The sequence below is a fragment of the Ensifer sp. NM-2 genome (assembly GCF_003024455.1).
Lineage (GTDB): Bacteria > Pseudomonadota > Alphaproteobacteria > Rhizobiales > Rhizobiaceae > Ensifer > Ensifer canadensis.
The window spans coordinates 75,927-102,811 of sequence record NZ_PVZR01000020.1 but is presented as its reverse complement, the minus strand read 5'-3'; the positions used below and the strand labels follow the sequence as shown (position 1 = coordinate 102,811).

Genomic DNA, 26,885 nt, shown 5'->3' with positions numbered 1-26,885 from the left:
TTTTACCGTGCGTTGCTGTTAAGCCTTGTTCTGCCGGTTGGCGATCAGGTCTTCCACAACAGCCGGATCGGCAAGCGTTGAGGTGTCACCAAGCGCACCGAAATCGTCTTCCGCGATCTTGCGCAGGATGCGGCGCATGATCTTGCCCGAGCGGGTCTTCGGCAGGCCGGGGGCAAACTGGATCTTGTCTGGCGTCGCGATCGGGCCGATTTCCGAGCGGACGTGCTTTACCAGCGCCTGACGCAGATCGTCATTGCCGACCTCACCCGCCATCAGCGAGACGTAGCAGTAGATGCCCTGTCCCTTGATCGGGTGCGGATAGCCGACGACGGCTGCCTCGGACACCAGATGGTGCGAGACAAGCGCCGATTCGACTTCGGCCGTGCCCAGCCGGTGTCCGGAGACGTTGAGCACGTCGTCGACGCGGCCGGTGATCCAATAGTAGCCATCCTCGTCGCGACGGCAGCCGTCACCCGTAAAATACTTGCCCTTGTAGGTGGCGAAGTAGGTCTGGCCGAAGCGTGCATGATCGCCATAGATCGTGCGCATCTGGCCGGGCCAGCTGTCGGTGATGCAGAGGTTGCCGTCGGCAGGTCCTTCGAGCACGTTGCCTTCGTTGTCGACCAGCTGCGGCTGGACGCCGAAGAAGGGCCGCGTCGCCGATCCGGGCTTGAGATCGGTCGCGCCCGGCAGCGGCGTGATCAGGATGCCGCCGGTTTCCGTCTGCCACCAGGTGTCGACGATCGGCGATTTCTGATCGCCAACGACGTTGTAGTACCATTCCCAGGCTTCCGGGTTGATCGGTTCGCCGACCGAACCGAGCAGGCGCAGCGACGAGCGCGAGGCGCGCTTGACGAAATCGTCGCCGGCGCCCATCAGCGAGCGGATTGCCGTCGGCGCGGTGTAGAAGACGTTGACCTTGTGCTTGTCGATGACTTCCCAGAAGCGGCCTGCGTCGGGGAAGTTCGGAACGCCCTCGAACATCACGGTGGTCGCCGCGTTGGCGAGCGGTCCGTAGACGATGTAGGAATGGCCGGTCACCCAGCCGACATCCGCCGTGCACCAATAGATATCGCCGTCGCGATAGTCGAACACGTATTCATGGGTCATCGAGGCATAGACGAGGTAGCCGCCGGTGGTGTGCAGCACGCCCTTCGGCTTGCCGGTCGAGCCCGAGGTGTAGAGGATGAACAACGGGTCTTCCGCCTTCATCTTCGCCGGCTCGCAATGCGGCTTCACGGTCGCAGTTTCCTGGTGGTACCAGAGGTCGCGGCCCGGCGCCCAGCCGATCTTGCCGCCGGTGCGGCGCACGACCAGCACCTTGTTGACGATCACGTGCTGCTTGGCGGCGATGTCGATCGCGGTGTCGGTATTTTCCTTCAGCGGCACCGGCTTGCCACCGCGCACGCCCTCGTCACAGGTGATGACGAAGGTGGATTCGCAGTCGACGATGCGGCCGGCGAGCGCGTCCGGCGAGAAGCCGCCGAACACGACCGAATGAATGGCGCCGATGCGCGCGCAGGCAAGCATCGCGTAGGATGCTTCCGGGATCATCGGCATGTAGATGGTGACGCGGTCGCCCTTCTTGACGCCATGCTTCTTCAGGACGTTGGCAAGCCGACAAACCTGCTCGTAGAGCTGGTTGTAGGTGATCTTCTTGTCGATATAGGGGTTGTCGCCTTCCCAGATGATCGCCGTCTTTTCGCCGTGCGTCTTCAGGTGGCGGTCGATGCAATTGTAGGAGACGTTGGTGAGGCCGTCCTCGTACCACTTGATCGAGACCTTGCCCTTGAAAGAGGTGTTCTTGACCTTGGTATAGGGCTTGAACCAGTCGATCCGTTTGCCGTGTTTGCCCCAGAACTTGGCCGGGTCCTCGACACTTTCCTCATACCACTTCAGATAGGTCGCGTTATCGAGCAGCGTCCGGCTCTTGGCAGACTTCAACACCGGATAGATCTTGGCGGACATTCGTTCCTCCCTGCGCATTCCTGTCTGAGGTCCCTCCCGGGGACCCCGCCTCGGCGACGAGTCATAGCAGGTCAAAGCCGCGCCGCAATTAGACAAAAGGACATTTGGAACTGGAGAATTGCAATTTTGAGACAACGACGCTATAGAGGCGCTCAATTCCCGGAAATCAGTGGTAGACTCCACGGCCCGCGACACCGGCGCGGCGGACAAAAGGACTATATCCATGGCTCAGCAACTGCTTATGCCCAAGGCAACAGCCGTCTGGCTCGTCGACAATACGGCATTGTCGTTCGAACAGATTGCAACGTTTTGCAAGCTGCATCCGCTCGAAGTGAAGGCGATCGCAGACGGTGAATCGGCACAGGGCATCAAGGGTCTAGATCCAATCGCAACCGGACAGCTGTCGCGCGACGAGATCGCCCGCGCCGAGGCAAATCCGAACCACAAGCTCAAGCTTTCGGAGCCGAAAGTCCGTGTTCCCGACTCCAAGCGCAAGGGCCCGCGCTACACGCCGGTCTCCAAGCGCCAGGATCGCCCGAATGCCATTCTCTGGCTGGTTCGCAACCATCCCGAGCTGAAGGACGCGCAGATTTCCCGCCTCGTCGGCACCACGAAGTCGACGATCGAGCAGATTCGCGAGCGCACCCACTGGAACTCGACGAACCTGACGCCGATGGATCCGGTAACGCTTGGCCTGTGCTCGCAGATCGATCTCGACCTTGAAGTCGAACGCGCCGCCAAGGGCCGTCCGCTGCCGACAGCCGCCGAGCTCGGCGCGACGCTCGAAGCAGCCCAGGAAACAGAAAAGCTCAACTTCAGCTACGAGCGCGAAGAAGAGAAGGAAATCGATGCGGATGCCGTCTTCGCCAAGCTCAAGTCGCTGAAGTCGGATCGCAAGGACGAGGACGAAGACGATCAATATTGATCGACTTGTCATGACCTGACGAAAGCCCGGATCGCTCGATCCGGGCTTTTTTGTTTGCCAGATTCAGTAGGCCGAACCGGACTGGTCCTTCAGATTGTGGCGCTCGGTCCCCTTGAGCGGTGGATTGAAGACACTGACGAGGATGAGATCCTCATTTTTTCCTCCCCGCAGGAAATGTTTGTCGTGCTGATCGAGCACGTAGATGTCGCCCTGACGAATCGGAAAGACATTGCCCTGCATATCCTCCACCTCGCCCTGGCCGGCGATGCAGTAGCAAGCCTCAAGATGGTTGCGGTACTCCAGCAATGAGACCGTATTGGCGCGAACGACGGTGTGGCAAACGGTAAAACCCATGCCATCTTTTTCCGTCAGCAGTCGGTGGCTGGTGCCGCTCCCCCATTCGACGAAATGATCGGTGGCCTCGATATCCTGCAGGCTGCGCACGAACATGTGCTATATCCTCCTATGAGAAATTCTTACATGACGAAGACCGGAATGCGTTCTCGTGATGTTGAAATCCTTATCCCACGGGACTTTTCGATAGAAAAACAACGATTTCTCAAGAGGTGGTTGAGGAGAATTTGCAGATGCTTCCGCCACTCGGCATGCTTCGCGCATTCGAGGCCGCCGCCCGGCTCGCCAGCTTTTCACGTGCCGCGGACGAGCTGCATGTCACACACGCTGCAGTTAGCCATCAGATAAGGCTGCTCGAGGAATGGTTCGGCCGGCCGTTGTTCCGGCGGGAAAAGCGCGGCGTCGGTCTCCTTCCTGACGCCGAGCGGTTGGCCGACGCCTTGACATCGTGTTTTGCGCGCATCGCGATCGAAACAGAAATGCTGCGCGCCAACGCCAAATCATCGATCACCGTCGCTTGCATCCCATCGATCGCCACGCGCTGGCTGATACCGGCGCTCAGCGATTTCCTCGAACGGCACCCGGACGTCGATGTAAAGGTAATCTACGCGATGGCCGAGCAGAGGCTGCGGGAGACGGGTTGCGACGTGCTCATCACGCTCGGTGCGGACCTATCCGTCGGGACGCAATGCGACCGGCTGTTTTCGCGTGCGAACCGCCCGGTCGCCAGCCCTCGTTACATCGAGCGCAAAGGCGCGCTCGACACACCAGAGGCAATCACCACCGCCGACCTGCTTCACGACGAGACGATCGCGCGGTGGCAAGAATGGTTTGCGACAGCCGGCCTGCCCATGGCTCGACCGCCGCGCCGCGGTCCGGTTTTCCAGGATTTCAACCTGCTGGCGACGGCCGTGATCGCCGGCCATGGCGTGGCGCTCTGCCCGGTCGAAGTCTTTCGCCGCGAGATCGAGCACGGCGATCTCATCGTCCTCTCGCCGATCGCCACACTTGAAGACGAGAGTTACTACCTCATCACCAAGAACCTGCGCAGCAAACCGGTGGCGGCCTTCAGCACGTGGTTCAGTTCCGTCGTTCGAATCTGAGGCATGCTCCTGCATGTTTCCTTAAATCCTATTCGATTTAAGGATAAAAACATGCAGCCATTCAAAGTGCTACAGCGACCTTTGCGCGTCTAATAAGACGCGCGGCGCTGTAGAATGCACGATCAGATGCCGATACCCTTGGAATGAAGCACCGCGGCAATCTCATCGAGGATCGCTGGGTCGTCGATTGTCGCCGGCATTTTCCACGGTTGGCGATCGGCGATCTTCTGGATCGTCGCGCGCAGGATCTTGCCGGATCGGGTTTTCGGCAGCCGCTTGACGCACATCGCCATGCGGAAGGCGGCCACCGGCCCGATGCGATCACGCACGAGGCTGATGACCTCCCGTTCGATCTCGGATGTTTCACGGGAAACATTCGAGTTGATGACCAGAAAGCCGGCGGGGATCTGACCCTTCAGCGCGTCGGCGATGCCGATGACGGCACATTCCGCCACATCCGGATGGCTGGCGCACACTTCCTCCATGGCGCCCGTCGACAACCGGTGACCGGCGACATTGATGATGTCGTCGGTGCGCGCCATGATGAAGACATAGCCGTCATCGTCGAGGTAGCCGGCATCGGCCGTCTTGTAGTAGCCGGGAAACTCCTCGAGATAGGCCGCGCGAAACCGATGGTCGGCATTCCAGAGTGTCGGCAGACACCCTGGAGGCAAAGGCAGTTTGACCACGACGTTGCCCAGCGTGCCCGCTTCGACCGGATGACCGGCGTCGTCGAGGATCTGGACATCGTAGCCGGGTAACGGAACAGCCGGTGATCCGTATTTGACAGGCAGGAGTCCGAGTCCGAGCGGATTGCCGGCAACAGGCCAGCCCGTTTCCGTCTGCCACCAATGGTCGATGATCGGCACACCGAGCGCCCTTTCCGCCCAGCAGATCGTGTCGGGGTCGGCCCGTTCACCGGCCAGAAACAACGCACGAAACCGAGAAAGATCATGGTTCGTCACCAGCGACGCATCCGGATCCTCCTTGCGAATGGCGCGCAGCGCCGTCGGAGCGGTGAACATGACGGCCACGCCGTGTTCCGCGATAATCCGCCAGTAGGTTCCGGGATCCGGCGTGCCGACGGGCTTGCCTTCGAACAGGATCGAGGTGTTGCCGTTGAGAAGCGGCCCATAGACGATGAACGAATGCCCGACGACCCAGCCGATGTCGGACGCCGCCCAGAAGACCTCACCGGGCTGAACGCCGAAGAAATTCTGCATCGACCATTTGAGCGCAACCATGTGGCCGCCATTGTCGCGCACCACGCCCTTCGGCTGGCCTGTGGTGCCGGAGGTATAGAGCACGTAAAGCGGATCGGTGGACGCCACCGGCGTGCAACCGGCCTCGTCGCCCGCATCCTTTGCCGCCGCAAGCGCTGTGGCATAGTCGATATCGCGCACCGGCGTCATATCCGCCTGCAGCATCTCGCGCTGATAGACAAGGCAATGCGCCGGTTTGTGTTCGGCGATCGTCAGCGCCGCATCGAGCAGCGGCTTGTAGGCGACCGTGCGACCGGGCTCGATGCCGCAGCTGGCCGACACGATGAGCTTGGCCCGGCAATCGTCGATGCGAACGGCGAGTTCGTTGGCGGCGAAGCCGCCAAACACCACCGAATGCACCGCGCCGATGCGCGCGGCGGCAAGCATCGCCACCGCCGCCTGCGGGATCATCGGCATATAGATGATGATGCGATCGCCTTTGTCGACGCCGAGCTTGCGGTAGACGGCGGCCAGCGCCTTGACGTCGTCGAGCAACGCTCCATAGGAGATGCGCTCGATGCTAGACGTGACCGGGCTGTCGTAGATGAAGGCGATCTGCTCGCCACGACCGGCTTCGACATGCCGGTCCAGGCAATTGTAGCAGCTGTTGGTCAGCCCGCCGGGAAACCAGTGGCCATAAATGCCCCCTTCAGCCTCGAAGGCGCGCTCCGGCCTCTCGAACCAGTCGATCGCCTCTGCCGCCTCAGACCAGAACCCCTCCGGATCCGTCTTCCACGCGCCGTACACTTCGGAATAGCGGCTCGCCATATCCGTTCTCCTCCCAATGCATGCCGGGCGATGCCCGGCCTCCTCGTGCACAAGGATAGGCTAATGAGAACGAAGGTGAACCCCGACGAAAGCGTAATGCGACGTTTTGGCCGTCAGCGTGATCCGAAAATTGCCGAACCGACGCGCACGCTGGTCGCGCCGAACTGGACCGCCGTTTCGAAATCTCCGGACATGCCCATCGACAGCCTGTCGAGCATGCACGCGCCGGCTAGTTTCGCCAACAGCGCAAAATGCGGACCGGGGTTCTCGTCGACAGGCGGAATGCACATCAGACCCTCGATAACCATATCCAGTTCCTCGCGGCAGAAGGTCACGAACGCGATGGTTTCTGCAGGCGCAATTCCGGCCTTCTGCGGTTCCAGACCGGTGTTGACCTGGACATATAGACGAAGCGTCCTGTCCTGGCGCTTCATTTCCGCCGAGATCGCCCGGGCAATTTTCTCGCGATCGACGGTCTCGATGACATCAAACAGGGCAACGGCTTCTGCCGCCTTGTTGGACTGCAGCGGCCCGATCAGATGCAGCGCCAGATCGGGGCTTTCGCCCTTCAGCAGCGGCCATTTGCCCTGTGCTTCCTGCACGCGGTTTTCGCCGAACACGCGTTGGCCGGCCTCGATCACCGGACGGATCGCGTCAGCGTCGAATGTCTTGGAAACGGCAACGAGGCTGACGGCATTCTTTGGGCGCTTTGCCGCCCTTTCCGCCGTGTGAATCCGGCTCACGACATCCTGTAACCGCTCTTGAACTTCCATGGATATATTCTCCGACATAACGACCTTCCGGGCGATAACTAGCGGATTAGGCAAACTTGCGCGCCTTGCCAAGGCCATCGCCGCTCGAGCCGGCCCAAATCCGCCAAAGTGTCGCGCCAAACCCTTCGAAAACTTGACCACCAAGCGGTTTCATGATGAAGGTCACCCCAACTATCATGAGGGCGCTCCCTTGCCCCGCAGAACTTCCGGAACACCTAAAAGACATGTCTACCGAACGATATAATCCGCGTGATGCCGAGCCGCGTTGGCAGCAGGAATGGGAAAACGGCGAGGTCTTCAAGACCGAGAACGATGATCCGCGCGAAAAATATTACGTGCTCGAGATGTTCCCCTATCCGTCCGGGCGCATCCACATGGGCCACGTGCGCAACTACACGATGGGCGACGTCGTCGCCCGCTACAAGCGCGCCCGGGGCTTCAACGTGCTTCACCCCATGGGTTGGGATGCCTTCGGCATGCCGGCGGAAAACGCCGCCATGGAGCGCGGCGTGCATCCGGCCAGCTGGACCTATCAGAACATCGCCTCGATGAAGGCGCAGCTGAAGGTCATGGGACTGTCGCTTGACTGGAACCGCGAATTCGCGACCTGCGACCCTGAATACTACCAGCGCCAACAGCACCTGTTTATCGATTTTCTCGAGAAGGGCCTGGTTTACCGCAAGCAGTCCAAGGTCAACTGGGACCCGGTCGACAATACCGTTCTCGCCAACGAGCAGGTCATTGACGGCCGCGGTTGGCGTTCCGGCGCGCTCGTCGAGCAGCGCGAGCTGACGCAGTGGTTCTTCCGCATCACCGACTTCAGCCAGGAACTGCTGGACGCTCTGGACACGCTGGACCAGTGGCCGGAAAAAGTACGCCTGATGCAGAAGAACTGGATCGGCCGCTCCGAGGGCCTGTCCATTCGCTGGCAGATCGTCGAAGGCACCGCCGCCGCCGACACCACGGAACTGACCGTTTACACTACCCGTCCGGACACGCTGTTCGGCGCCTCCTTCCTGGCGATTTCCGCCGATCACCCGCTTGCCAGGCAGGCAGCGGCAAAGGATCCGGCAATCGAGGCCTTCTGCGAGGAGTGCCGGCGCGCCGGGACCTCACTTGCAGCGCTCGAGACCGCTGAAAAGAAGGGCATGGACACCGGCATCCGCGCCAGGCATCCACTCGACGAAAGCTGGGAGCTGCCGGTCTACGTCGCCAACTTCGTCCTCATGGACTACGGCACGGGCGCGATCTTCGGCTGCCCGTCCGGCGACCAGCGCGACCTCGACTTCGCCCGCAAGTATGGGCTTCCAGTCGTTCCGGTCGTCATGCCGAGGGATGCCGATGCCGAAAGCTTCGCGATCGGTGACGAGGCCTATATCGGCGACGGCGTGATGATCAATTCGCGTTTTCTCGACGGCCTGTCGACGGAAGACGCGTTCGAAACCGTGGCATCGAAGCTGGAAAAGTGCGTGTTGGCCGGCGCGCCGCGCGCCGAACGCAAGGTCAATTTCCGCCTGCGCGACTGGGGTATTTCCCGCCAGCGCTATTGGGGCTGCCCGATCCCGGTCATCCATTGCGATGACTGCGGCGTCATTCCCGTTCCCAAGGCCGACCTGCCCGTCATCCTGCCGCCGGACGTCACCTTCGACAAGCCGGGCAACCCGCTCGACCGCCATCCGACCTGGCGGCACGTGGCCTGCCCGCATTGCGGCAAGGACGCCCGTCGCGAGACCGACACGATGGACACCTTCGTCGATTCGTCCTGGTACTTCACGCGCTTCACGGCTCCTTGGGAGGACGACCCGACCGATCCGAAGACGGCCAACCACTGGCTGCCCGTCGACCAGTATATCGGCGGTATCGAACACGCGATCCTACATCTGCTCTATTCGCGCTTCTTCACCCGCGCGATGAAGGCGACCGGCCATGTTGCCCTGGACGAACCGTTCAAGGGCCTGTTCACCCAGGGCATGGTGGTGCACGAGACCTACAGCCGCGGCGAAGGCGCCCAGCGCGAATGGATCACGCCGGCGGAAATCCGCATCGACGAGGTCGACGGACAGCGCCGCGCCGTTCTGCTCGAGACCGGCGAAGACATCACCATCGGCTCGATCGAGAAGATGTCGAAGTCGAAGAAGAACGTCGTTGATCCTGACGATATCATCGCCTCCTACGGCGCCGATACCGCACGCTTCTTCGTTCTGTCCGACTCGCCGCCCGACCGTGACGTCATCTGGTCAGAGTCTGGCGTCGAAGGCGCCCATCGCTTCGTTCAGCGCGTCTGGCGCCTGATCGGCGAGGCGGCGGAAACACTTCGCACAGTCGAGGCGGCGCCAGCCCATGAAGGCAGCGGACTCGTTCTCTCACAGGCGGCCCACAGGACGCTGCGCGCGGTTGAAGCCGATTACGACAAGCTGGCCTTCAACAAGGCCGTGGCACGTATCTATGAGCTCGTGAACGTGATTGCGGCCCCCTTGACCCAGGTTGCTGCCGGCAAGGCCGATGCGGCGCTGGCAGCGGCTGCAAAGGAAGCAACATCGATCCTGGTCAACCTGATCGCCCCAATGATGCCGCACCTGGCCGAGGAATGCTGGCAGGCGATCGGCGGCAAGGGCCTGATCGCCGAAAGCGGCTGGCCGAAGTTTGATGCGGCGCTCGTCGTTGAGAATGAAGTCACGCTGCCGGTCCAGATCAACGGCAAGAAGCGCGCGGATTTGACAATCGCGCGCGATGCAGATCAGACTGCGATCGAGAATGCCGTTCTCGCTCTCGATGCCGTCAAGTCCGTTCTCAACGGCAGCAGCCCCAAGAAAATCATCGTCGTGCCTCAGAGGATCGTCAATGTCGTTGTCTGATAGAGCTGGCTCCAGCATCCGGTCGCTCCCGATGCTGGCTGGTGTTCTTATGTTGACCGCGCTCGCCGGCTGCCAGGTCAGGCCACTTTATTCCGATGCGGTCGGCACATCGGCAGCGCTTGCGTCGATCGAAATCTCCGATGCGGATGACCGTGTTGAGCAGGAGGTGCGCAACGCATTGATCTTCCTGGCCGCCGGCGGCCAGGGAGAACCGGCGAACCCGCAATATCATCTGGCGCTGAACGTCACGACCCGCGTCATGGGCACGCTCTTTGATCAGGCACGGGACCGGGCAGCCGCAGGGCGTATCGTCGTGAAAGCGGACTATAACCTGTCCAGGGCCGGCACGGGCGAAACCATCAAGTCAGGCAACCGCACGGCCGTCGCGCTTGTCGACTTTCCCGTCCAGGAGTTTGCCAAGGTCCGCGCCGTCCGCGATGGCGAGAACCGCGCTGCAAGGGAACTGGCAGAGCTGATCCGGGCCGATATCGCCGCGGCCCTCAGCCGATAGAGCATTTCCAGGAAAAGTGCGAAGCGGTTTTCCGGCAGGAATTGCGTTGAAACAAAGGGATAGAGCGTTTCTGGGAGTCAGTCTAAACTGGAAACGCTCTAGGCGGTGACGGAATGAGCGAAGTCAAGTCGCACGAATTCGACTCTTTCCTACAGAAGTCAGCGGCACTTTATCGCCTCTTTGTCCTCTACGGACCAGACCGCGGGCTGGTTTCGGAGCGGGCAGAGGCGATCGCGTCGCGCAGCGGCGTTGCGCTCGACGACCCATTTTCCATCACCAAGCTCGATGCCGGGGATCTGCAACAGAGCCCCGGCCGGTTGCTCGACGAGGTCAATTCGATCGGCCTCTTCGGTGGCGAAAGGCTCATCTGGGTCCGCGGAGCCGCCAACGAGAAGGCGTTGGTCGATGGTCTGCAGATTTTGGCCGGCGAACCGCCGACCGGTAGCTATGTTGTCGTCGAAGCGGGTGATCTCAAGAAGGGATCGGCGCTGCGCAAGGTGGCCGAGACGGCACGTTCGATCGCGACTATCGCCTGCTACAGCGACGACGCCCGCAGCCTGCAGGCGTTGATCGACAAGGAATTGGGCGAAGAAAAACTCGGCATTACTCCGGCGGCACGTGAACGGCTGATGGAAGCGCTTGGCGGCGACCGCCTGGCATCGCGCAACGAAGTACGCAAGCTTGCACTCTATTGCCGTGGCAAGAGCACCGTCGACGAATCGGATGTGACCGACATTGTCGGCGATGCCAGCGCCATTTCCGTTGATGATGCTGTCGATGCGGTCCTGAAGGGTGACCTTGACGGTCTATTGCATGCGATGCAGAAGATAACCACGTCAAAAACGCCCGCCTTCCTCGTTTTGCAGGGGTGCCTCAGGCAGTTTCAGCAGCTCGATCTGATGCGCGCCGAAATGGATGCCAGCCGCCAGCAGGCCGGCCAGGTTATCGCCACCATGGGCCGGCACCTGCATTTTCGTCGCAAGCCCATCATCGAAGCAGCCCTCAGACATTGGTCTTCGCCGGCGATCCGCCGCGAACTGACACGGCTTCAAAATACGATCTATCAGAGCCGCACGCGCCAGAGCCTCGAGGAGAGCATGGTGCTGCAGAACCTGTTGGCGATTGCCGTGCAGTCAGCCAGACGCTGAGAGCCCGCAAAAGCAGGCTCAAATCAGCCTATCGGGCAATTGGAAGCGCGCTTAAAGCCTTTCCAGGAAAGGTGCGAAGCGGTTTTCCGTCAGGAAATGCGTAAAAACAAAGAGATAGAGCGTTTCTGTAGTTCGGTTTAAATCGAAAACACTCTAGCGGCGCTCGAGCAGGCGGCAGATCTCTTCAAGCTGATCAAGCGTCTTGTAGGAAATCCTGAGGTGCCCGCCTGAAGCCTTGTGACTGACGGTGACTTCAAGCCCGAGGCTGTCGGACAGTGTCCGCTCCAGCGCCAACGTATCGGCGTCCTTCTCGTCACGACGTGCGGCCTTGGCGTAGTGGGGATCGTTCTGGGCGCGAATATCGTTCTGCGCCAGCCGCTCAGCGTCGCGAACGGAGAGACCCTTTGCGACGATGTTGCGGGCGAGCGTTGCCGGATCCGACGTCGGGATCAGCGCGCGCGCATGGCCTGCCGACAGGCTTCCTTCTGACAACATGTCCCGCACCGGCTCGGGCAGCTTCAAAAGCCGCAGGCTGTTGGCGACATGGCTGCGGCTCTTGCCGATGATCTCGCCGAGATCGTTCTGGGTGTAGCCGTGTTCGGCAATCAGCTGCTCGTAGCCAAGCGCTTCGTCGAGCGGGTTAAGGTCGGACCGCTGCACGTTCTCGACGATCGCGATTTCGAGCGCCGTGCGATCGTCAACGTCGCGGATGATAACCGGAATTTCGGTAAAGCCGGCGAGCTGCGCTGCACGCCAGCGGCGTTCCCCGGCGATGATCTCGTAACGGTCAGTGCCGATCGTGCGAGCGACGACCGGCTGGACGATGCCGTGCTGCCGAATGGAACTGGCGAGGTCCTGCAGTTCACCTTCGTCGAACTGTCGACGCGGGTTTCGCGGGTTGCGCGATACGAACTCGATCGGCACTTTCCGATCGGGGTTAACCGGAGCAGGGGAGGCGCCGGCCTGTATCGGCTGATCCATCTCGCCGATCAATGCAGCCAGTCCCCGGCCAAGCCTTCTCTTCGAGCTGTCGTCGTTCATAGTGTCACCCGATTTAAATTCCGGTACCGAAACAATTATGCGGCTTTGCGCTGCCGCTCGCGCTGGATTACTTCCGATGCGAGTTGAAGGTAGGCTTGGCTGCCTGCGCATTTCAGATCGTAAAGGATGGCCGGCTTACCATAGGACGGTGCTTCCGATACACGCACATTCCGCGGAATGAGCGTGTGGTAGACCTTATCCCCAAGATGGGTGCGGACATCGCTCACCACCTGCTGTGCCAGATTGTTGCGAGAATCGAACATCGTCAACACGATACCCTGGATGTCCAGGTTCGGGTTGACCGTTTGGCGCACTTGGTCAACCGTCTCCAGCAACTGGCTCAAACCCTCCAGCGCGAAGAATTCGCACTGAAGCGGCACCAGTACCGAATGTGCGGCAGCCATAGCGTTCATCGTCAGCAGATTGAACGATGGCGGGCAGTCGACGAGAACGTATGAATACTCCAATGCCTCGGGGCTCTCCAAGGCCTTGCGAAGACGAAAGGCGCGATCGACCTCCCTGGAGATTTCCATTTCGACGCCGAGCAGATCCATCGTCGAGGGCACGATAGCCAGATTCGGCACAACTGTCTGCTGGACGATCTCACCTATCGAGTGCGATCCAACCATCAATTCATAGGAGGAGAGATGGCGATCGCGGCGCTGAATGCCGAGGCCGGTGCTGGCATTGCCCTGCGGGTCCAGATCAACGATCAGAACCTTTTCGCCGATGGCGGCCAATGCCGTTGCCAGATTGATCGCCGTCGTCGTTTTGCCGACGCCCCCCTTCTGGTTCGCTATCGTGATGATCCGATTTTTTGCGCCAAACATGTTTCCGCTCGCCAATCACTGAGTTCTTCGCGAAAGATTTGCGATCTCGAGCACAACAGAATCTGGCTCAACGATGCTTGGGTGTTTTACCAGATCAAACGCATAGCGGCCAACGGCTTTGTCGATCTCACGCTGGTAATCCCGCCCTTTGTGGAAGTAGGCGACCGTTTTGCCACCTTCGGCCGTCAGCCAAGGCGATGAATAATCGAGCAGTAGGCTCAGATCCGCCAGCGCACGGGCGGAAATCGCATCGCATTTTGGTGCGACAGAGCTGGCATCTTCGATTCGAATCGGATGAACGGATCCGCGCGCACCGGTCTCCGTCAACGCAACGCGCAGGAAAGCGGCTTTCTTGTTGTTGCTCTCGATCAAATGTACCCAGCCGTCGGAAAATTCCTGGAGGTAGATGGCGGTAATCACTCCGGGAAATCCACCACCGCTACCGAGATCGACCCAGGTCTTCGGACCCGGCGCAAGTTGCGCCAATTGTAGACTATCGACGATATGCCGCCGCCACAGGTCGTCGAGCGTCGACGGAGCAATCAGATTGATGAACTTCGCCCATTTCTGAAACAGCGCTGCGAAGTGCTCTAGTCGTTCCTTCGTTTCACGTGAAACACGCAGTCCGTTCAAGCCAGCGAAGGGACTCGTTTTCATTGCGCACTTACCTTTTCTTCCCGTTCCGCGGAACGACTCATTCGTTTCAACCAAGCCAAGATCAACGAGGCCGCGGCCGGGGTCATCCCATCGACCTTCAGCGCCTGGGCCAGATTCCGCGGCGCCTGCAGCGTCAACTTCTGCTTCAGCTCATTCGATAGACCAGCTAATGCCGAAAAGTCAAAATCGCTTGGAATCGCTAAATCCTCTTCGCGGCGGATGCCAGCAATGTCCGATGCCTGGCGGTCCATATAGACGGCATAGGCAGCATCGATTTCGAGTGCCTCCACCACCGCGGACGGAATGTCTTTCAACTCGGGCCACAGGATCAGCAAGGCACCAACACTCTGGTCAGGATAGGATAGGATTTCGAACGCCGTTCGCCGCTGGCCATCCTGGTTCAGTTTGAGTCCATGACGGTTGCCTTCTGCCGGCGTCACCGACAATTGCTTGAGCAATGCCCGACCGCTGTCAAACTGCGCCTTCCATTCGACAAAGCGCGCCTGCCGCGCTTCAGACACGCAACCGATTTCGATTGCCTTCGGTGTCAGGCGCACGTCTGCATTGTCGGCACGCAGGGACAATCGGTATTCGGCGCGTGACGTGAACATGCGATAGGGTTCGGTAATACCCCGAGAGGTCAGGTCGTCGACCATCACGCCGATATAGGAATCGGTGCGGCTGAAGATGACGGCTTCGCGCCCCGTCGCTGCCTTGGCAGCATTCAAGCCGGCGACCAGGCCTTGTGCCCCGGCCTCTTCATAGCCCGTGGTGCCATTGATCTGGCCGGCGAGGAACAAGCCCGGCATCTTGCGCACCGCCAGCGTCGCATCAAGCTCACGCGGATCGACGTGATCGTATTCGATCGCGTAACCCGGCTGGAGGATCACGACACTCTCAAGGCCGGGGATTGTGCGAATAAACGCGGCTTGAACGTTTGCCGGCAAGGATGTCGAAATGCCGTTGGGATAGACGGTATCATCGTCCAGGCCTTCCGGTTCAAGGAAGATCTGGTGACCGTCCCGTTCGCCAAAGCGAACGATCTTATCCTCGATCGAGGGGCAGTAGCGCGGACCGACACCTTCGATCTGACCGGAATACATCGCCGACTTGCCGATATTGTCGGCAATGATCTTATGCGTGGCTTCGGTGGTTCGGGTCACACCGCAGTCGATCTGTCGGTTGACGATCCGATCGGTCATGAAGGAGAAGGGCACCGGATCTTCGTCAGGCCCCTGGCGTCCGACGCGATCCCAATCAATAGTCTTGCCGTCCAGGCGTGCTGGCGTCCCCGTCTTCAACCGTCCCAAACGAAGGCCGTAGCGCGCCAAGGTGGCGGAGAGGCCAAGCGACGGCTCTTCGCCAATACGACCCGCCGGTATCTTCTGGTCGCCGATATGGATCAGTCCCTTTAGAAAGGTCCCGGTCGTCAGCACCACCGCCGCCGCAGCAAAGGATCTGCCATCCTTCATCACCACGCCGGCAATCTTGCTGTCCTGTTCAAGAAGGTCGAAAGCATCACCTTCGATCACGGTCAGGTTTTCAATGGCGTCAATCTCTCGCTGCATGGCTTCGCGATAGAGTCGCCGGTCGGCTTGGGTACGTGGGCCACGAACAGCCGGCCCCTTGCGCCGATTGAGCAGGCGAAACTGAATTCCAGCCGCATCGGCGATGCGACCCATCAAGCCATCAAGCGCATCGATCTCACGCACGAGGTGGCCTTTGCCTAGACCCCCAATCGCCGGGTTGCACGACATCACGCCAATGGTCGACGCCTTATGGGTAATCAGAGCGGTGCGTGCACCGAGGCGCGCGGCCGCCGCCGCAGCCTCGCAGCCGGCATGACCTCCACCAATGACGATAACGTCAAAATGGACCATTTTTATCATCTCCGATCAAACGCGTTCCGGATTCGAATCGTTTCACGTGAAACACTTCGCATGACTCGCTAGCGTTGTATTGTTTTAGTCGAACATCATTTACCGATACAGAATTCGGAAAATATCACATCCAACAGGTTTTCAACATCCACACGCCCGGTGATGCGTCCGATTGCATCCCCTGCGACACGAAGCAGCTCAGCGCGTATATCCAGGCCGTCTTGGTTCAGGCGCAAACTTTCCGCAAGCGCAATGCTGGCTTGGCGCAAGGCGTCAACATGCCTGCGTCTGGAGGGGATAGAGAGGGCGGTAACCCCAGACAAATCAGGTAGATAGCCCGATATGACGTTCAAGAGCTGGTCCATCCCCGCACCCGTTGTGGTCGAAATCGAAACCTCGGCGCCCGGAATGGTATCGCTGCCGGCTCGGTCGATCTTGGTTGCGACCCGCAAGACCGGCACAGCCGTAAGAGCGAGGTCGTCAAGGGTGTTAAAACCTTCTGTGTTTTCGGAAAGAAGCAGCACAAGGTCGGCGTTTGCAATTACATCGCGAGCGCGGCGAATACCTTCACGCTCCACCGTCTCGTCGGTCTCGCGCAGCCCGGCAGTATCGAACAACTTGACGGAGAATCCGGCTAATGAAAGGTCGACGGAAAGCACATCGCGCGTCGTTCCGGCTATCTCTGTCACGATCGCGATATCACGTTTTGCCAAGGCATTGAGCAGGCTGGACTTGCCGGCGTTGGGTTCGCCGGCAATGACGATCTTCAGGCCATCCCGGATGATTTCGCCAATCGGCGCCTGGGCAATGTGCGCGTCGATCTCGCGACGCAGCAATTCCATATCTTTCCAGATCCGGTCACTGACCGAGCCCGGCACGTCCTCCTCATCGGCGAAATCGAGCTCCGCCTCGATCATCGCGCGCGCATGGGTCAGACGCTTGGCCCAATCGTCATAGACCTTAGACTGGCCGCCGGCGGAATGCTCCAGCGCCAGACGACGCTGCATCTCGGTCTCCGCAGCGATCAGATCCGACAAGCCCTCAATCTCGACAAGATCCATCTTGCCGTTATGGAAGGCTCGCCGTGAAAACTCGCCGGCCTCAGCGTGGCGCAGCCCCGCAAAGCCAGACAACTCATGCAGCAGCATTTGAACAACGGCACGGCTGCCATGCACGTGCAACTCGGCACAGTCTTCCCCTGTAAACGAGGCCGGGCCGCGGAAGTAGATGATCAGGCCGCTATCGATCATGAAACCGTTGCGAGAGCGAATCGATTTCAGTGACGCCAAACGCGGCTCAGGGACGGCACCACACAATGACTTCAGGACAGCGTTTGTTTCTGGTCCGCTTATCCTGATCACCGCTACGCCGGCTGGCAACGCCCCGCTGGAAAGCGCGTATATCGTATCCACCGATGGCATCGTGTCACCTGAGATCCAAAGAGAGTTCCTGCTCTACGCACGCCTGCGCCGGAAACAAGTTCCGGCGGGTGAGGCGGTTCCCGGCGTTCACAGAGGTGTCGAGCGGTTGCGAGCTTATGCCGAATAGTCGGGAGAAGATCAAGCCTTAGCCGCGGGATCGCCCGAATGTGTTTCACGTGAATCACTGAACTGACAGAAGGCGACACCGGATGAGGGGATCCAAGATCATTGCGATAGCGAATCGAAAGGCTCGCCGAGGAAGCCGGTCCATCGTTGAATCCGGCTAATCAACGTGATCGCTGGAAATAAAGAGACCGGGCAAGATCACCTGCCCGGTCTCAATCACGATATCGGCGTTCGGCCGTATCAGGTGTTCATCGAGTCGAAGAAGTCGCCGTTGTTCTTTGTCTGCTTCAGCTTGTCGATGAGGAACTCGATCGCGTCGGTGGTACCCATCGGGGCCAGAATCCGGCGAAGAACGAAGATCTTCTGCAGATCCTGGCGTGGAACCAGCAGGTCTTCCTTACGCGTGCCGGACTTGAGAATGTCCATCGCCGGGAAGATGCGCTTGTCGGCGACCTTGCGGTCGAGCACGATTTCCGAGTTGCCGGTACCCTTGAACTCTTCGAAGATGACTTCGTCCATGCGGCTGCCGGTATCGATCAGCGCCGTGGCGATGATGGTCAGCGAACCACCTTCTTCGATGTTGCGGGCGGCACCAAAGAAGCGCTTCGGGCGCTGCAGGGCGTTGGCGTCGACACCACCGGTCAGAACCTTGCCGGATGAAGGAACAACGGTGTTATAGGCGCGACCGAGGCGGGTGATGGAATCGAGCAGGATCACGACGTCGCGGCCGTGCTCGACCAGGCGCTTTGCCTTTTCGATCACCATTTCGGCGACTTGCACGTGGCGCGTCGCCGGCTCGTCAAAGGTAGAGGAAACCACTTCGCCCTTCACGGAGCGCTGCATGTCGGTGACTTCTTCCGGCCGTTCGTCGATCAACAGAACGATCAGGTAACATTCCGGATGGTTTGCGGTGATCGAGTGGGCGATGTTCTGCAGGAGAACGGTCTTACCGGTGCGCGGCGGAGCGACGATCAGACCGCGCTGGCCCTTGCCGAGCGGCGCGACCAGGTCGATCACCCGAGCAGAAAGGTCCTTCGACGTCGGGATATCGAGTTCCATCTTGAAGCGCTCGTTTGGATAGAGCGGCGTCAGGTTGTCGAAGTGAACCTTGTGACGGATCTTTTCGGGATCGTCGAAATTGATGGTGTTGACTTTCAGCAGCGCGAAGTAGCGTTCGCCTTCCTTCGGTCCGCGGATCGGTCCCTCGACCGTGTCGCCGGTCTTCAGCGAGAAGCGGCGGATCTGGGAGGGGGAGATGTAGATATCGTCCGGGCCGGGAAGGTAGTTGGCATTGGCAGAGCGCAGAAAGCCGAATCCGTCCTGCAGAACCTCGACGACGCCTTCACCGATGATTTCGATATCCTGGGAGGCGAGCATCTTGAGGATTGCGAACATCAGCTCCTGCTTGCGCATGGTGCTCGCATTTTCCACCTCGAGCTCTTCGGCAAAGGCCAGAAGATCGGTCGGCGTCTTGTTCTTAAGTTCTTGTAGCTTCATTTCAGCCATGAAGGATCCATGTTTCGTCTGGGAATGGAAAGACGGCGTGTTTTCTGAAGGGAGCTGCGGCAGGAGGGGCAGGCTCTGGTCTTTGTCACAAGCCATGAAGAGGAGATGGGAGAAAATAGCGATTCACGTGAAACGCCGCAAGGGGCTGACGAAAATTAGCGAGAACTATTACAATTAGCAATCGTTAAAATTCAAAACGGCTTCACCACGACCATGATGACGATCAGGATCATCAGCAGCGTCGGGGCTTCGTTCATCAACCGCCAGTAGCGTGCCGTGCGGCGATTTTCGTCCCGCTGGAACGCCCGAACCGCCCGGCTGAAGCGCATGTGCACGACGGTCAGCATCACCACGAATAGCAGCTTGGCGTGAAGCCAGCCGCCCTGGAAGTCGTAGACGCTCCAGGCGAGGTAAAGCCCGAGCACCCAGGAGATCATCATCGCCGGGTTCATGATGACCGTCAGCAACCGCTGTTCCATCATTTTGAAGGTTTCGGACTGTTCGGAACCGGGTGCTGCGTCGGTGTGGTAGATGAACAGGCGCGGCATGTAGAGCAGCGCTGCCATCCACGACATCACCGCAATCACGTGTAGCGCCTTGATCCAGAGATAGAGGCTGTCGGGCTGCCAGACGAAAAGCCCGATGAGCGACGCGGCAAAACCGCCAAGCGCAATCATTGCTCTGACCCGCGCCCTGTTGCCTGGACCGCGATCCCTCTGGCGTTCATCCATCAGCGTGCTCCGCGAACGCGCGACACCAGCGCCGAGACGTTCTCCGGATCGGCCTGCGGCGTAATCCCGTGACCGAGGTTGAAAATGAGCGGTCCGTTGCCGAGCGCATCGAGAATACGATCTATGCCCTGCTCGAGGGCGGCACCGCCGGAAACGACCCGCATCGGATCAAGGTTACCCTGCACCGGTCCGTCCTTCTGCAAATCGACAGCAAAGGACAGTGGGACGGTCCAATCGAGCCCGATGGCATCGGCACCCGTCTTCTGGCGATAATGCTTCAGGAGAAGCCCTGCGCCCTTGGCAAAGGCAATGATCTTGGCCTGCGGACGTCGCGTCCGCACCGAAGCGATGATTCGCGCGACCGGCTTGACGGCAAATCGTTCGAATTCCTCTTCGCCCAGAACGCCAGCCCAGGAGTCGAAAATCTGTACCGCATCGGCGCCGGCATCGATCTGCTCGACCAGATAGTCCGCCGACACATCGGCCAGGAACGTCAAAAGCCGTTCGAAGGCTTCCGGGTTCTGGTAAGCGAACAGCCGGGCAGGGGCCTGATCCGGTGTTCCCTGACCAGCGATCATGTAGGTCGCAACGGTCCAGGGCGCACCGCAAAATCCGAGCAGCGTCGTCTCCGCCGGAAGTTCCCCACGCAAACGCGATACCGTTTCGAAGACCGGTTTCAGGTGATTGGAGATACCGTCAGCCTTCAGAGCATCGATGCCATCAACGTCGATCGGATCCATTCTCGGACCATGGCCTTCCTCAAAGCGAACGTTGCGCTTCAGCGCGTCCGGGATGACGAGGATGTCGGAAAAAAGAATGGCTGCGTCAAAAGCATAACGACGGATCGGTTGAAGCGTCACTTCGACAGCGAGATCAGGCGTGTAACAGAGATCGAGGAAACTTCCGGCGACGGCACGCGTTGCTCGATATTCGGGAAGGTACCGGCCGGCCTGGCGCATGAGCCAGACGGGAGGAGGACTGACCGTCTTCCCCTCCATAACCTCCAGAACTTTCCTTCGTGTCTCGGCCACGGATGGTCTCTCCTAATATATAAACAAAGATATTTAGACTCTTTCTATTTCTTAGAGTCGGTGGGTATCAAGGATTAAAAGATGGCCACAGTTCATCCACGGCCACCCGATCGGATTAATCCGAGTGGGAAGCAGAGCAGCGGTCATGAATGCATTTCGTGGATAAGTGCAAAAATCCGATTTGAATCAGAGGATTGCCGTCTTTGAGAGAAAGCGATTTGCTGTGGACAATGAGTCGAAACGCGTGACACTTTGTCATTGCTGTGAGTCTTGTCCACATCCCCCGCGAAGCTTTCTTCGGCGTCGCACCAATTGTGAATAAGTCGGCAGTTTTCCCCTTGCCTCGGCCGTCGCGGCGCCGGTAGCCTCTTTTATCCCGGTTTATCAACAGCACCCGGAGAATTGCGTGGAGAACAAGAAAAACTACTTCCACCTGCATCTGATCTCCGATTCGACGGGGGAGACCTTGATCGCTGCGGGGCGGGCGGCAGCGGCGCAATTCCAGGCGTCGCATGCGCTCGAGCATGTCTATCCGCTGATCAGGAATCGCCGGCAGTTGCTGCAGGTTCTCGATGCGATCGATGGCGCCCCCGGCATCGTGCTTTATACGATCGTCGATCGCGAGCTGGCTGATATCATTGATCAGCGCTGTCGCGAGATGGGCGTGCCGTGCGTCTCCGTGCTCGATCCGATCATCGAACTGTTTCAGTCCTATCTCGGCTCGCCGTCGCGACGCCGTTCCGGCGCGCAGCACGTGATGGATGCCGATTACTTCGCGCGGATCGATGCGTTGAATTTCACCATGGACCATGATGATGGTCAGCTGCCGGCCGATTTCGATGATGCCGATGTGGTGTTAATCGGCATCAGCCGAACATCGAAGACGCCGACATCCATCTACCTCGCCAACCGCGGCATAAAGACGGCCAATATTCCGATCGTCCCGGGCGTGCCGCTTCCCGATCGGCTGATGGCGGCAACCAAGCCACTGGTCGTCGGCCTGATTGCGACCGCCGACCGCATTTCCCAAGTTCGTCAGCATCGGGTGCTTGGCACCACGCAAGGCTTTCACGGCGATCAATATACCGATAGGGCAGCGATCGCCGAGGAGCTGAAATATGCCCGCGCGCTTTGCGCGCGCAACAACTGGCCGCTCATCGACGTCACCCGCCGCTCGATCGAGGAAACCGCCGCCGCAATTGTTGCCCTGCGTCCGCGGCTGCGATAGAGCGAATCCGAACAATTCGGGAACTTCGATGATGACACCTTCACTCGTTCTGGCTTCAGCAAGCCCGTTCCGTCGCGCGCTTCTGGAAAATGCCGGCTTGGTGTTTACCGCACGCGCCGCCGAGATCGACGAGCGGGCGCTTGAAAAACCACTTGAGGAAGAAGGTGCAGTTCCTGAAGATGTCGCGATGAGGCTGGCCGAAGCCAAGGCGAGGGATGTCGCCCGGCATTTTCCCGAGGCATTGGTGATCGGTTCCGACCAGACCATGTCGCTCGGCCAGCGTGTCTATCACAAACCGAAGGACATGGTCGAAGCCGGACAGCATCTGTTGTCGCTCTCCGGCAAGACCCATCGCCTGAACAGCGCGATTGTCCTCTTGCGCGGCGATGAGATCCTTTGGCGCCATGTCTCGTCCGCAAATATGTCAGTGCGCACACTGACGCCGGAATTCGTCGATCGCCATCTGCAGCGTGTCGGCAGCAAGGCCCTGTCCAGTGTCGGCGCCTACCAGCTGGAGGGTGAGGGCATCCAGCTGTTCGACAAGATCGATGGTGACTATTTCACCATCCTCGGTCTTCCGATGCTGCCGCTGCTCGCAAAACTTCGGGAATTGGGAACGATCGATGCGTGATTCACGTGAAACATTTGTTAACCACGCCTTCGTCACCGGTTATCCGATCAAGCATTCCAGGTCGCCATTGATCCACGGCTATTGGCTGAAACAGCTCGGGATAGACGGCAGCTACCGCGCGCACGAGGTGAAGCCGGCCGATTTCTCGGCCTTCATCGCAGAGCTGAAGCAAGGCACATCAGGTTTTTGCGGCGGCAACGTCACCATCCCGCACAAGGAAGTCGCCCATCGGTTGGCAGATCGCCCTGACGATCTCTGTCTGGAACTCGGCGCCGCCAATACGCTTTGGCTCGAGGCCGGCGAAGTCCATGCCACCAACACCGATGGCCAAGGGTTCGTTGCCAATCTTGACGAACGGGCGGCCGGCTGGGACCAATGTTCGACCGCGGTTGTGCTCGGTGCCGGTGGCGCCAGCCGCGCCGTCATCCAGGCCGTGCGCGACCGGGGCATTAGCACCATCCATGTCGTCAATCGCACGGTGGCGAGGGCTCAGGAGTTGTCCGACCGTTTCGGGTCGGCCGTGCATGCGCATCCGATGGAGGCATTGAACGAGGTGATGACCGGCGCTGGCCTCTTCATCAACACCACGTCTCTCGGCATGGATGGACAGGATGCACCGCAGATCGATTTCACCGTCATGGCCAGGGGTGCGGTGGTCACCGATATCGTCTATGTCCCGTTGAAGACGCCTTTGCTTCGCCAGGCGGAGGAGCAGGGCTACGCCATCGTCGATGGACTTGGCATGCTGCTGCACCAGGCTGCGCCTGGTTTCGAGCTCTGGTTCGGCCGCCGGCCCGTGGTCGACGCTAACCTCCGGCAACTCGTCATCGATGATATGGGGACGCACGCATGATGATTGTCGGATTGACCGGATCGATGGCAATGGGCAAGTCGACAACGGCGCAGATGTTCCGCGAGTTCGGGGTGCCGGTCAACGACGCCGATGAAGTGGTGCACGCGCTTTATCGCGGCGAAGCCGTCGCACTGGTCGAAGCCGCCTTTCCGGGAACAGTCAGGGACGGGGCGATCGATCGCGCCGAACTGTCCCGCCAGTTGTTGGCAACACCGGAAAGGCTACGCGAACTCGAAAACATCGTGCATCCGCTCGTTCGCCAGAAAGAACGCGAGTTCCTCGACAGGAATGCTGCGGCTGAGGTGCCCTTCGTCGTGCTCGATATTCCGTTGTTGTTCGAGACGGGCGCCGAGGCGCGGGTCGATAAAGTGGTCGTGGTTAGCTGCGCGCCCGAGATTCAAAGAGAGCGAGCGATGAAACGCCCCGGCATGACTGAAGAGAAATTTGCTATGATCCTGGCGCGTCAGGTGCCGGACAGTCAGAAGCGTGAACGCGCCGACTATATCATCGATACCAGCGACAGCTTCGACAACACACGCCAACAGGTGAGGGCGATCGTCGATGACCTCACCACGAATGGAGCGCCCGATGCGTGAGATCATTTTCGATACGGAAACGACCGGCCTCGACAATCGCGAGGACAGGGTGATCGAAATCGGTGGCGTCGAGTTGGAAAACCAGTTTCCGACCGGCCGTACGCTGCATATCTTCGTCAATCCCGGCAATCGCAAGGTTCATCCGGATGCGCTTGCCATTCACGGCATCACCGATGATTTCCTGAAGGACAAGCCGCCTTTTGCCGATGTTGCCCAGCAGATCCTCGACTTCTTCGGCGATGCCCGCTGGGTGGCGCACAATGCCACCTTCGACATGGGCTTCATTAATGCCGAATTCGGTCGCATCGGGTTGCCGGTCATTGCCGGCGAACGGGTGACGGATACGCTAGCGCTTGCTCGCCGGAAGCACCCGATGGGCCCGAACTCGCTCGATGCGCTTTGCCGTCGTTACGGCATCGACAATTCTCATCGCGCCAAGCACGGCGCCCTTCTCGACTCCGAGCTTCTTGCAGAAGTCTATATCGAGATGCTCGGCGGTCGTCAGGCCGCCTTGGGTCTGGTGTCGAGCAACAAGGTCGCGGGACAAACCGTCGCACACGACGATGCGCCGATCGTCATTGCGCAGCGCCCAAGGCCTTTGCCGAACCGATTGTCCGAAGCGGATGAGGAGGCTCATGCCGCGCTGGTTGCGAAGCTGGGGCCCAAGGCAATCTGGGCCAAATACGATCTGCAGGAATGAAAAAAGCCCGGCTCGACCGGGCTTTTTACTAATAATTGCGATCCAGACCGAACAAGATCAGTTGGCGGTCTCGTTGGTGTTCGACACCTGAGAACGGACCTTTTCTTCGGCCATGCGCTGGGCGAACATCTGAGCGAAATCGATCGGGTCGATCATCAGCGGCGGGAAGCCGCCGTTGCGGGTCGCGTCGGCAACGATCTGGCGCGCGAACGGGAACAGCAGGCGCGGGCATTCGATGAACAGCAGCGGCAGCATGTGTTCCTGCGGGAAGCCGGCAACACGGAAAACGCCGCCGTAGGAAAGTTCGACGTTGAACAGAACGCGCTCACCGTCCTTGGCTTCCGCGTTCAGCGAGAGAACGACATCGAAATCGTTCTCGGCAAGCGGATTGGCGTTGACGTTGACGTTGATGTTGATCGACGGCGCATTGTCACGGGCCTGCAGCGAACGCGGTGCGCCCGGGTTCTCGAACGAGAGATCCTTGACATACTGGGCGAGGATGTTGAGCGACGGGCTCTGCTGCGCGCTGCCGTTGCCGTTGGATGCGGTATCAGTCGTCATAAGGGTTTCCTCGACTTCAATTCGGTGAGGCCATCTAGCATTTCGTCATAGGGCTTACAACCCTGCGCCACAGGCCTTTGCTATTGCCGCCGGCGCTCTTCGGACGGGTTTGGTTCGTCATCATCGGTCCTTGAGAACTCGCCTTCGCCAAGGTCGATGACGCGCGGTTGGGCGCGCTCTTCCGGTGAATGGCTCGGTCCGCGCCAGGACTGGCTCGAGGCAGCGGTTACAATCGTCATTTTTGACCTCAGATAGCCGGCCACGGCCTGCCGGACAGGCGGCACAAATAAAAACAGACCGAAGATGTCGCTGATGAAGCCGGGCACGATCAACAACAGGGCTGCGACGAACATCAAGGCACCGCCGAGGACCTCGCGGCCGGGATCGCTGCCAGTGCGCGTTGCTTCCTGCATGCGCCTGATCATGGCGAAACCCTGGAAGCGAAGGAGGACGACCCCGGCGATTGCGCTCGACAGAACGAGCAGCAGCGTCATCGCCAGGCCGATTTCGCGGCCGACGATGACGAAGCCGGCAATCTCGGCAAGGGGCAGTCCAAGAACGACCAGGGGAATTAACATTGAGCGCATTAGCGGTGCCTGAAAGGGTCTTCGCATCGTCACCTCCGATCTAAGGGTGCGACAACGCTGTTTGAATGATCTATCCTTGCGGACTATATGGAATAGCTACGAGAAATTCTAACAGCGGTTTCAGGTGGAAATGGGCTCTTTCGACTTCATCACGTTTTTTTTCTTGATCGCCGCAGTGGTCATTTTCCTGCAGTTGCGCAGCGTTCTCGGTCGCCGGACCGGCAGCGAGCGGCCACCGTTTGATCCCTATTCTCCGAGAGACATGAGTCAGGGGCCTGAAAAGGCCGACAATGGCAAGGTCGTCCAGCTGCCGCGCCGCGACAATGTCGAGGACGATTCGGCCCGCTATGCCGCGATTGACGCCTTTGCCAAGGCGGGGACGCCGCTCAACGATCAGCTCCGTTCGTTGACCGACGCCGACACCGGCTTCGACCCGAAGGAGTTCGTCAACGGGGCGAAGATGGCCTACGAGATGATCGTTATGGCTTTTGCCGACGGCGACCGAAAGACGCTGAAGAACCTGTTGTCGCGCGAGGTCTATGAAGGCTTCGACGCCGCGATTGCCGAGCGCGAGCGCAAGGGCGAGGTGGTGAAATCTACCTTCGTCGGCATCGAGAAGGCCGACATCATCCACGCCGAGGTCAAGGACAGCGAAGAAAACATCACGGTCCGGATCGTCAGCCAGTTGATCTCGGCGACCTACGACAAGCAGGGCGCCATCATCGATGGAGACGCGGAGTCGGTGGCCGAAGTCAACGATCTCTGGACTTTCTCGCGCGACATTCGTTCACGTGATCCGAATTGGAAGCTGATCGCTACCGAATCCGAAAACTGATCGG

At 59.7% G+C, this 26,885-nt stretch carries 25 protein-coding genes; 11 read left to right on the top strand and 14 right to left on the bottom strand.

Annotated features, from left to right (window positions below; genetic code table 11):
* Positions 1-18: 18 nt before the first annotated feature.
* A complete protein-coding gene (gene acs, locus C6558_RS29880; RefSeq protein ID WP_025425286.1) occupies positions 19-1,968 on the bottom strand; it encodes an acetate--CoA ligase in 1,950 nt (649 codons plus the stop codon).
* 223 nt (positions 1,969-2,191) lie between these two features.
* Between acs and C6558_RS29875 the strand changes: the two genes are divergently transcribed.
* On the top strand, positions 2,192-2,893 hold the full coding sequence (locus C6558_RS29875) for a DUF1013 domain-containing protein (protein ID WP_025425287.1): 702 nt from the start codon (positions 2,192-2,194) through the stop codon (positions 2,891-2,893).
* 63 nt (positions 2,894-2,956) lie between these two features.
* Here the strand turns inward: C6558_RS29875 and C6558_RS29870 are convergent, their stop codons facing one another.
* A complete protein-coding gene (locus C6558_RS29870) occupies positions 2,957-3,343 on the bottom strand; it encodes an ectoine synthase (RefSeq protein ID WP_025425288.1) in 387 nt (128 codons plus the stop codon).
* Positions 3,344-3,480: 137 nt separating this feature from the next.
* Here C6558_RS29870 and C6558_RS29865 point away from each other — a divergent pair, with 137 nt between their 5' ends.
* Complete coding sequence (locus tag C6558_RS29865; RefSeq protein ID WP_025425289.1) at positions 3,481-4,350, top strand: LysR substrate-binding domain-containing protein; 870 nt, start codon at positions 3,481-3,483, stop codon at positions 4,348-4,350.
* Between the two features lie 122 nt (positions 4,351-4,472).
* Here C6558_RS29865 and C6558_RS29860 read toward each other — a convergent pair whose 3' ends face one another.
* The gene (locus tag C6558_RS29860) at positions 4,473-6,380 is read right to left on the bottom strand and encodes an AMP-binding protein (protein WP_107028048.1); all 1,908 of its coding nucleotides are present in this window, start codon (positions 6,378-6,380) and stop codon (positions 4,473-4,475) included.
* 113 nt (positions 6,381-6,493) lie between these two features.
* On the bottom strand, positions 6,494-7,153 hold the full coding sequence (locus tag C6558_RS29855; protein WP_025425291.1) for a YggS family pyridoxal phosphate-dependent enzyme: 660 nt from the start codon (positions 7,151-7,153) through the stop codon (positions 6,494-6,496).
* Positions 7,154-7,377: 224 nt separating this feature from the next.
* Between C6558_RS29855 and leuS the strand changes: the two genes are divergently transcribed.
* The 3 genes from leuS to holA all read left to right on the top strand — a co-directional run bounded on the left by leuS (position 7,378) and on the right by holA (position 11,667).
* Entirely contained in the window at positions 7,378-10,008 is a 2,631-nt protein-coding gene (gene leuS, locus C6558_RS29850; protein WP_025425292.1) for a leucine--tRNA ligase, read from the top strand.
* Entirely contained in the window at positions 9,995-10,519 is a 525-nt protein-coding gene (gene lptE, locus C6558_RS29845; RefSeq protein ID WP_025425293.1) for an LPS assembly lipoprotein LptE, read from the top strand. The genes leuS and lptE overlap by 14 nt, the downstream gene beginning before the upstream one ends.
* Before the next feature lie 113 nt (positions 10,520-10,632).
* On the top strand, positions 10,633-11,667 hold the full coding sequence (holA, locus tag C6558_RS29840) for a DNA polymerase III subunit delta (protein ID WP_025425294.1): 1,035 nt from the start codon (positions 10,633-10,635) through the stop codon (positions 11,665-11,667).
* A 153-nt stretch (positions 11,668-11,820) separates the two neighbouring features.
* Here the strand turns inward: holA and C6558_RS29835 are convergent, their stop codons facing one another.
* The 8 genes from C6558_RS29835 to hemE all read right to left on the bottom strand — a co-directional run bounded on the left by C6558_RS29835 (position 11,821) and on the right by hemE (position 20,890).
* Entirely contained in the window at positions 11,821-12,708 is an 888-nt protein-coding gene (locus C6558_RS29835) for a ParB/RepB/Spo0J family partition protein (RefSeq protein ID WP_025425295.1), read from the bottom strand.
* 35 nt (positions 12,709-12,743) lie between these two features.
* Complete coding sequence (locus C6558_RS29830; protein ID WP_025425296.1) at positions 12,744-13,538, bottom strand: ParA family protein; 795 nt, start codon at positions 13,536-13,538, stop codon at positions 12,744-12,746.
* A 15-nt stretch (positions 13,539-13,553) separates the two neighbouring features.
* Positions 13,554-14,195, bottom strand: coding sequence for a 16S rRNA (guanine(527)-N(7))-methyltransferase RsmG (gene rsmG, locus C6558_RS29825; RefSeq protein WP_025425297.1), 642 nt, complete (start codon positions 14,193-14,195; stop codon positions 13,554-13,556).
* Positions 14,192-16,075 (bottom strand): tRNA uridine-5-carboxymethylaminomethyl(34) synthesis enzyme MnmG, encoded by a 1,884-nt coding sequence (gene mnmG, locus C6558_RS29820; protein WP_025425298.1) that lies wholly within the window; start codon positions 16,073-16,075, stop codon positions 14,192-14,194. The genes rsmG and mnmG overlap by 4 nt, the downstream gene beginning before the upstream one ends.
* Positions 16,076-16,170: 95 nt before the next feature.
* A complete protein-coding gene (mnmE, locus tag C6558_RS29815) occupies positions 16,171-17,496 on the bottom strand; it encodes a tRNA uridine-5-carboxymethylaminomethyl(34) synthesis GTPase MnmE (RefSeq protein ID WP_025425299.1) in 1,326 nt (441 codons plus the stop codon).
* A gap of 366 nt (positions 17,497-17,862) precedes the next feature.
* Entirely contained in the window at positions 17,863-19,128 is a 1,266-nt protein-coding gene (gene rho, locus C6558_RS29810; RefSeq protein WP_025425300.1) for a transcription termination factor Rho, read from the bottom strand.
* A 191-nt stretch (positions 19,129-19,319) separates the two neighbouring features.
* Positions 19,320-19,859 (bottom strand): protoporphyrinogen oxidase HemJ, encoded by a 540-nt coding sequence (gene hemJ / locus C6558_RS29805; RefSeq protein ID WP_025425301.1) that lies wholly within the window; start codon positions 19,857-19,859, stop codon positions 19,320-19,322.
* Entirely contained in the window at positions 19,859-20,890 is a 1,032-nt protein-coding gene (hemE, locus tag C6558_RS29800; protein ID WP_107028046.1) for a uroporphyrinogen decarboxylase, read from the bottom strand. Before hemE ends, hemJ begins: the two co-directional genes overlap by 1 nt.
* 406 nt (positions 20,891-21,296) lie before the next feature.
* Between hemE and C6558_RS29795 the strand changes: the two genes are divergently transcribed.
* Genes C6558_RS29795 through dnaQ form a run of 5 tightly spaced genes read left to right on the top strand, consistent with a single transcriptional unit; the run spans position 21,297 to position 24,898 of the window.
* Positions 21,297-22,118 (top strand): pyruvate, water dikinase regulatory protein, encoded by an 822-nt coding sequence (locus C6558_RS29795; RefSeq protein ID WP_025425303.1) that lies wholly within the window; start codon positions 21,297-21,299, stop codon positions 22,116-22,118.
* A 31-nt stretch (positions 22,119-22,149) separates the two neighbouring features.
* The gene (locus tag C6558_RS29790) at positions 22,150-22,749 is read left to right on the top strand and encodes a Maf-like protein (RefSeq protein WP_025425304.1); all 600 of its coding nucleotides are present in this window, start codon (positions 22,150-22,152) and stop codon (positions 22,747-22,749) included.
* The gene (locus C6558_RS29785; protein WP_025425305.1) at positions 22,742-23,602 is read left to right on the top strand and encodes a shikimate dehydrogenase; all 861 of its coding nucleotides are present in this window, start codon (positions 22,742-22,744) and stop codon (positions 23,600-23,602) included. Before C6558_RS29790 ends, C6558_RS29785 begins: the two co-directional genes overlap by 8 nt.
* On the top strand, positions 23,599-24,198 hold the full coding sequence (gene coaE / locus C6558_RS29780) for a dephospho-CoA kinase (protein WP_025425306.1): 600 nt from the start codon (positions 23,599-23,601) through the stop codon (positions 24,196-24,198). The genes C6558_RS29785 and coaE overlap by 4 nt, the downstream gene beginning before the upstream one ends.
* Positions 24,191-24,898 carry a DNA polymerase III subunit epsilon gene (gene dnaQ / locus C6558_RS29775; protein ID WP_025425307.1) on the top strand — a complete coding sequence of 236 codons (708 nt, stop codon included), beginning with the start codon at positions 24,191-24,193 and terminating at the stop codon, positions 24,896-24,898. The genes coaE and dnaQ overlap by 8 nt, the downstream gene beginning before the upstream one ends.
* Before the next feature lie 57 nt (positions 24,899-24,955).
* Here the strand turns inward: dnaQ and secB are convergent, their stop codons facing one another.
* Positions 24,956-25,459: a protein-export chaperone SecB gene (gene secB, locus C6558_RS29770; RefSeq protein ID WP_025425308.1), complete on the bottom strand. Its 504-nt coding sequence runs from the start codon at positions 25,457-25,459 to the stop codon at positions 24,956-24,958.
* An 80-nt stretch (positions 25,460-25,539) separates the two neighbouring features.
* On the bottom strand, positions 25,540-26,046 hold the full coding sequence (locus C6558_RS29765; RefSeq protein ID WP_025425309.1) for an FxsA family protein: 507 nt from the start codon (positions 26,044-26,046) through the stop codon (positions 25,540-25,542).
* A 130-nt stretch (positions 26,047-26,176) separates the two neighbouring features.
* On the opposite strand from C6558_RS29765, the gene C6558_RS29760 reads away from it, so the two are divergent.
* Entirely contained in the window at positions 26,177-26,881 is a 705-nt protein-coding gene (locus C6558_RS29760) for a Tim44/TimA family putative adaptor protein (RefSeq protein WP_025425310.1), read from the top strand.
* Positions 26,882-26,885 lie beyond the last annotated feature (4 nt).

Bases quoted from the DNA above. Each gene is read 5' to 3' on its own strand.
- acs (WP_025425286.1), bottom strand. From the start codon at position 1,968: ATGTCCGCCAAGATCTATCCGGTGTTGAAGTCTGCCAAGAGCCGGACG.
- C6558_RS29855 (WP_025425291.1), bottom strand. From the start codon at position 7,153: ATGGAAGTTCAAGAGCGGTTACAGGATGTCGTGAGCCGGATTCACACG.
- C6558_RS29865 (WP_025425289.1), top strand. From the start codon at position 3,481: ATGCTTCCGCCACTCGGCATGCTTCGCGCATTCGAGGCCGCCGCCCGG.
- mnmE (WP_025425299.1), bottom strand. From the start codon at position 17,496: ATGCCATCGGTGGATACGATATACGCGCTTTCCAGCGGGGCGTTGCCA.
- C6558_RS29860 (WP_107028048.1), bottom strand. From the start codon at position 6,380: ATGGCGAGCCGCTATTCCGAAGTGTACGGCGCGTGGAAGACGGATCCG.
- C6558_RS29760 (WP_025425310.1), top strand. From the start codon at position 26,177: ATGGGCTCTTTCGACTTCATCACGTTTTTTTTCTTGATCGCCGCAGTG.
- C6558_RS29765 (WP_025425309.1), bottom strand. From the start codon at position 26,046: ATGCGCTCAATGTTAATTCCCCTGGTCGTTCTTGGACTGCCCCTTGCC.
- C6558_RS29830 (WP_025425296.1), bottom strand. From the start codon at position 13,538: ATGTTTGGCGCAAAAAATCGGATCATCACGATAGCGAACCAGAAGGGG.
- rsmG (WP_025425297.1), bottom strand. From the start codon at position 14,195: ATGAAAACGAGTCCCTTCGCTGGCTTGAACGGACTGCGTGTTTCACGT.
- secB (WP_025425308.1), bottom strand. From the start codon at position 25,459: ATGACGACTGATACCGCATCCAACGGCAACGGCAGCGCGCAGCAGAGC.
- dnaQ (WP_025425307.1), top strand. From the start codon at position 24,191: ATGCGTGAGATCATTTTCGATACGGAAACGACCGGCCTCGACAATCGC.
- C6558_RS29870 (WP_025425288.1), bottom strand. From the start codon at position 3,343: ATGTTCGTGCGCAGCCTGCAGGATATCGAGGCCACCGATCATTTCGTC.
- lptE (WP_025425293.1), top strand. From the start codon at position 9,995: ATGTCGTTGTCTGATAGAGCTGGCTCCAGCATCCGGTCGCTCCCGATG.
- C6558_RS29835 (WP_025425295.1), bottom strand. From the start codon at position 12,708: ATGAACGACGACAGCTCGAAGAGAAGGCTTGGCCGGGGACTGGCTGCA.
- C6558_RS29875 (WP_025425287.1), top strand. From the start codon at position 2,192: ATGGCTCAGCAACTGCTTATGCCCAAGGCAACAGCCGTCTGGCTCGTC.
- coaE (WP_025425306.1), top strand. From the start codon at position 23,599: ATGATGATTGTCGGATTGACCGGATCGATGGCAATGGGCAAGTCGACA.
- C6558_RS29785 (WP_025425305.1), top strand. From the start codon at position 22,742: ATGCGTGATTCACGTGAAACATTTGTTAACCACGCCTTCGTCACCGGT.
- rho (WP_025425300.1), bottom strand. From the start codon at position 19,128: ATGGCTGAAATGAAGCTACAAGAACTTAAGAACAAGACGCCGACCGAT.
- leuS (WP_025425292.1), top strand. From the start codon at position 7,378: ATGTCTACCGAACGATATAATCCGCGTGATGCCGAGCCGCGTTGGCAG.
- hemJ (WP_025425301.1), bottom strand. From the start codon at position 19,859: ATGGATGAACGCCAGAGGGATCGCGGTCCAGGCAACAGGGCGCGGGTC.
- mnmG (WP_025425298.1), bottom strand. From the start codon at position 16,075: ATGGTCCATTTTGACGTTATCGTCATTGGTGGAGGTCATGCCGGCTGC.
- C6558_RS29790 (WP_025425304.1), top strand. From the start codon at position 22,150: ATGACACCTTCACTCGTTCTGGCTTCAGCAAGCCCGTTCCGTCGCGCG.
- holA (WP_025425294.1), top strand. From the start codon at position 10,633: ATGAGCGAAGTCAAGTCGCACGAATTCGACTCTTTCCTACAGAAGTCA.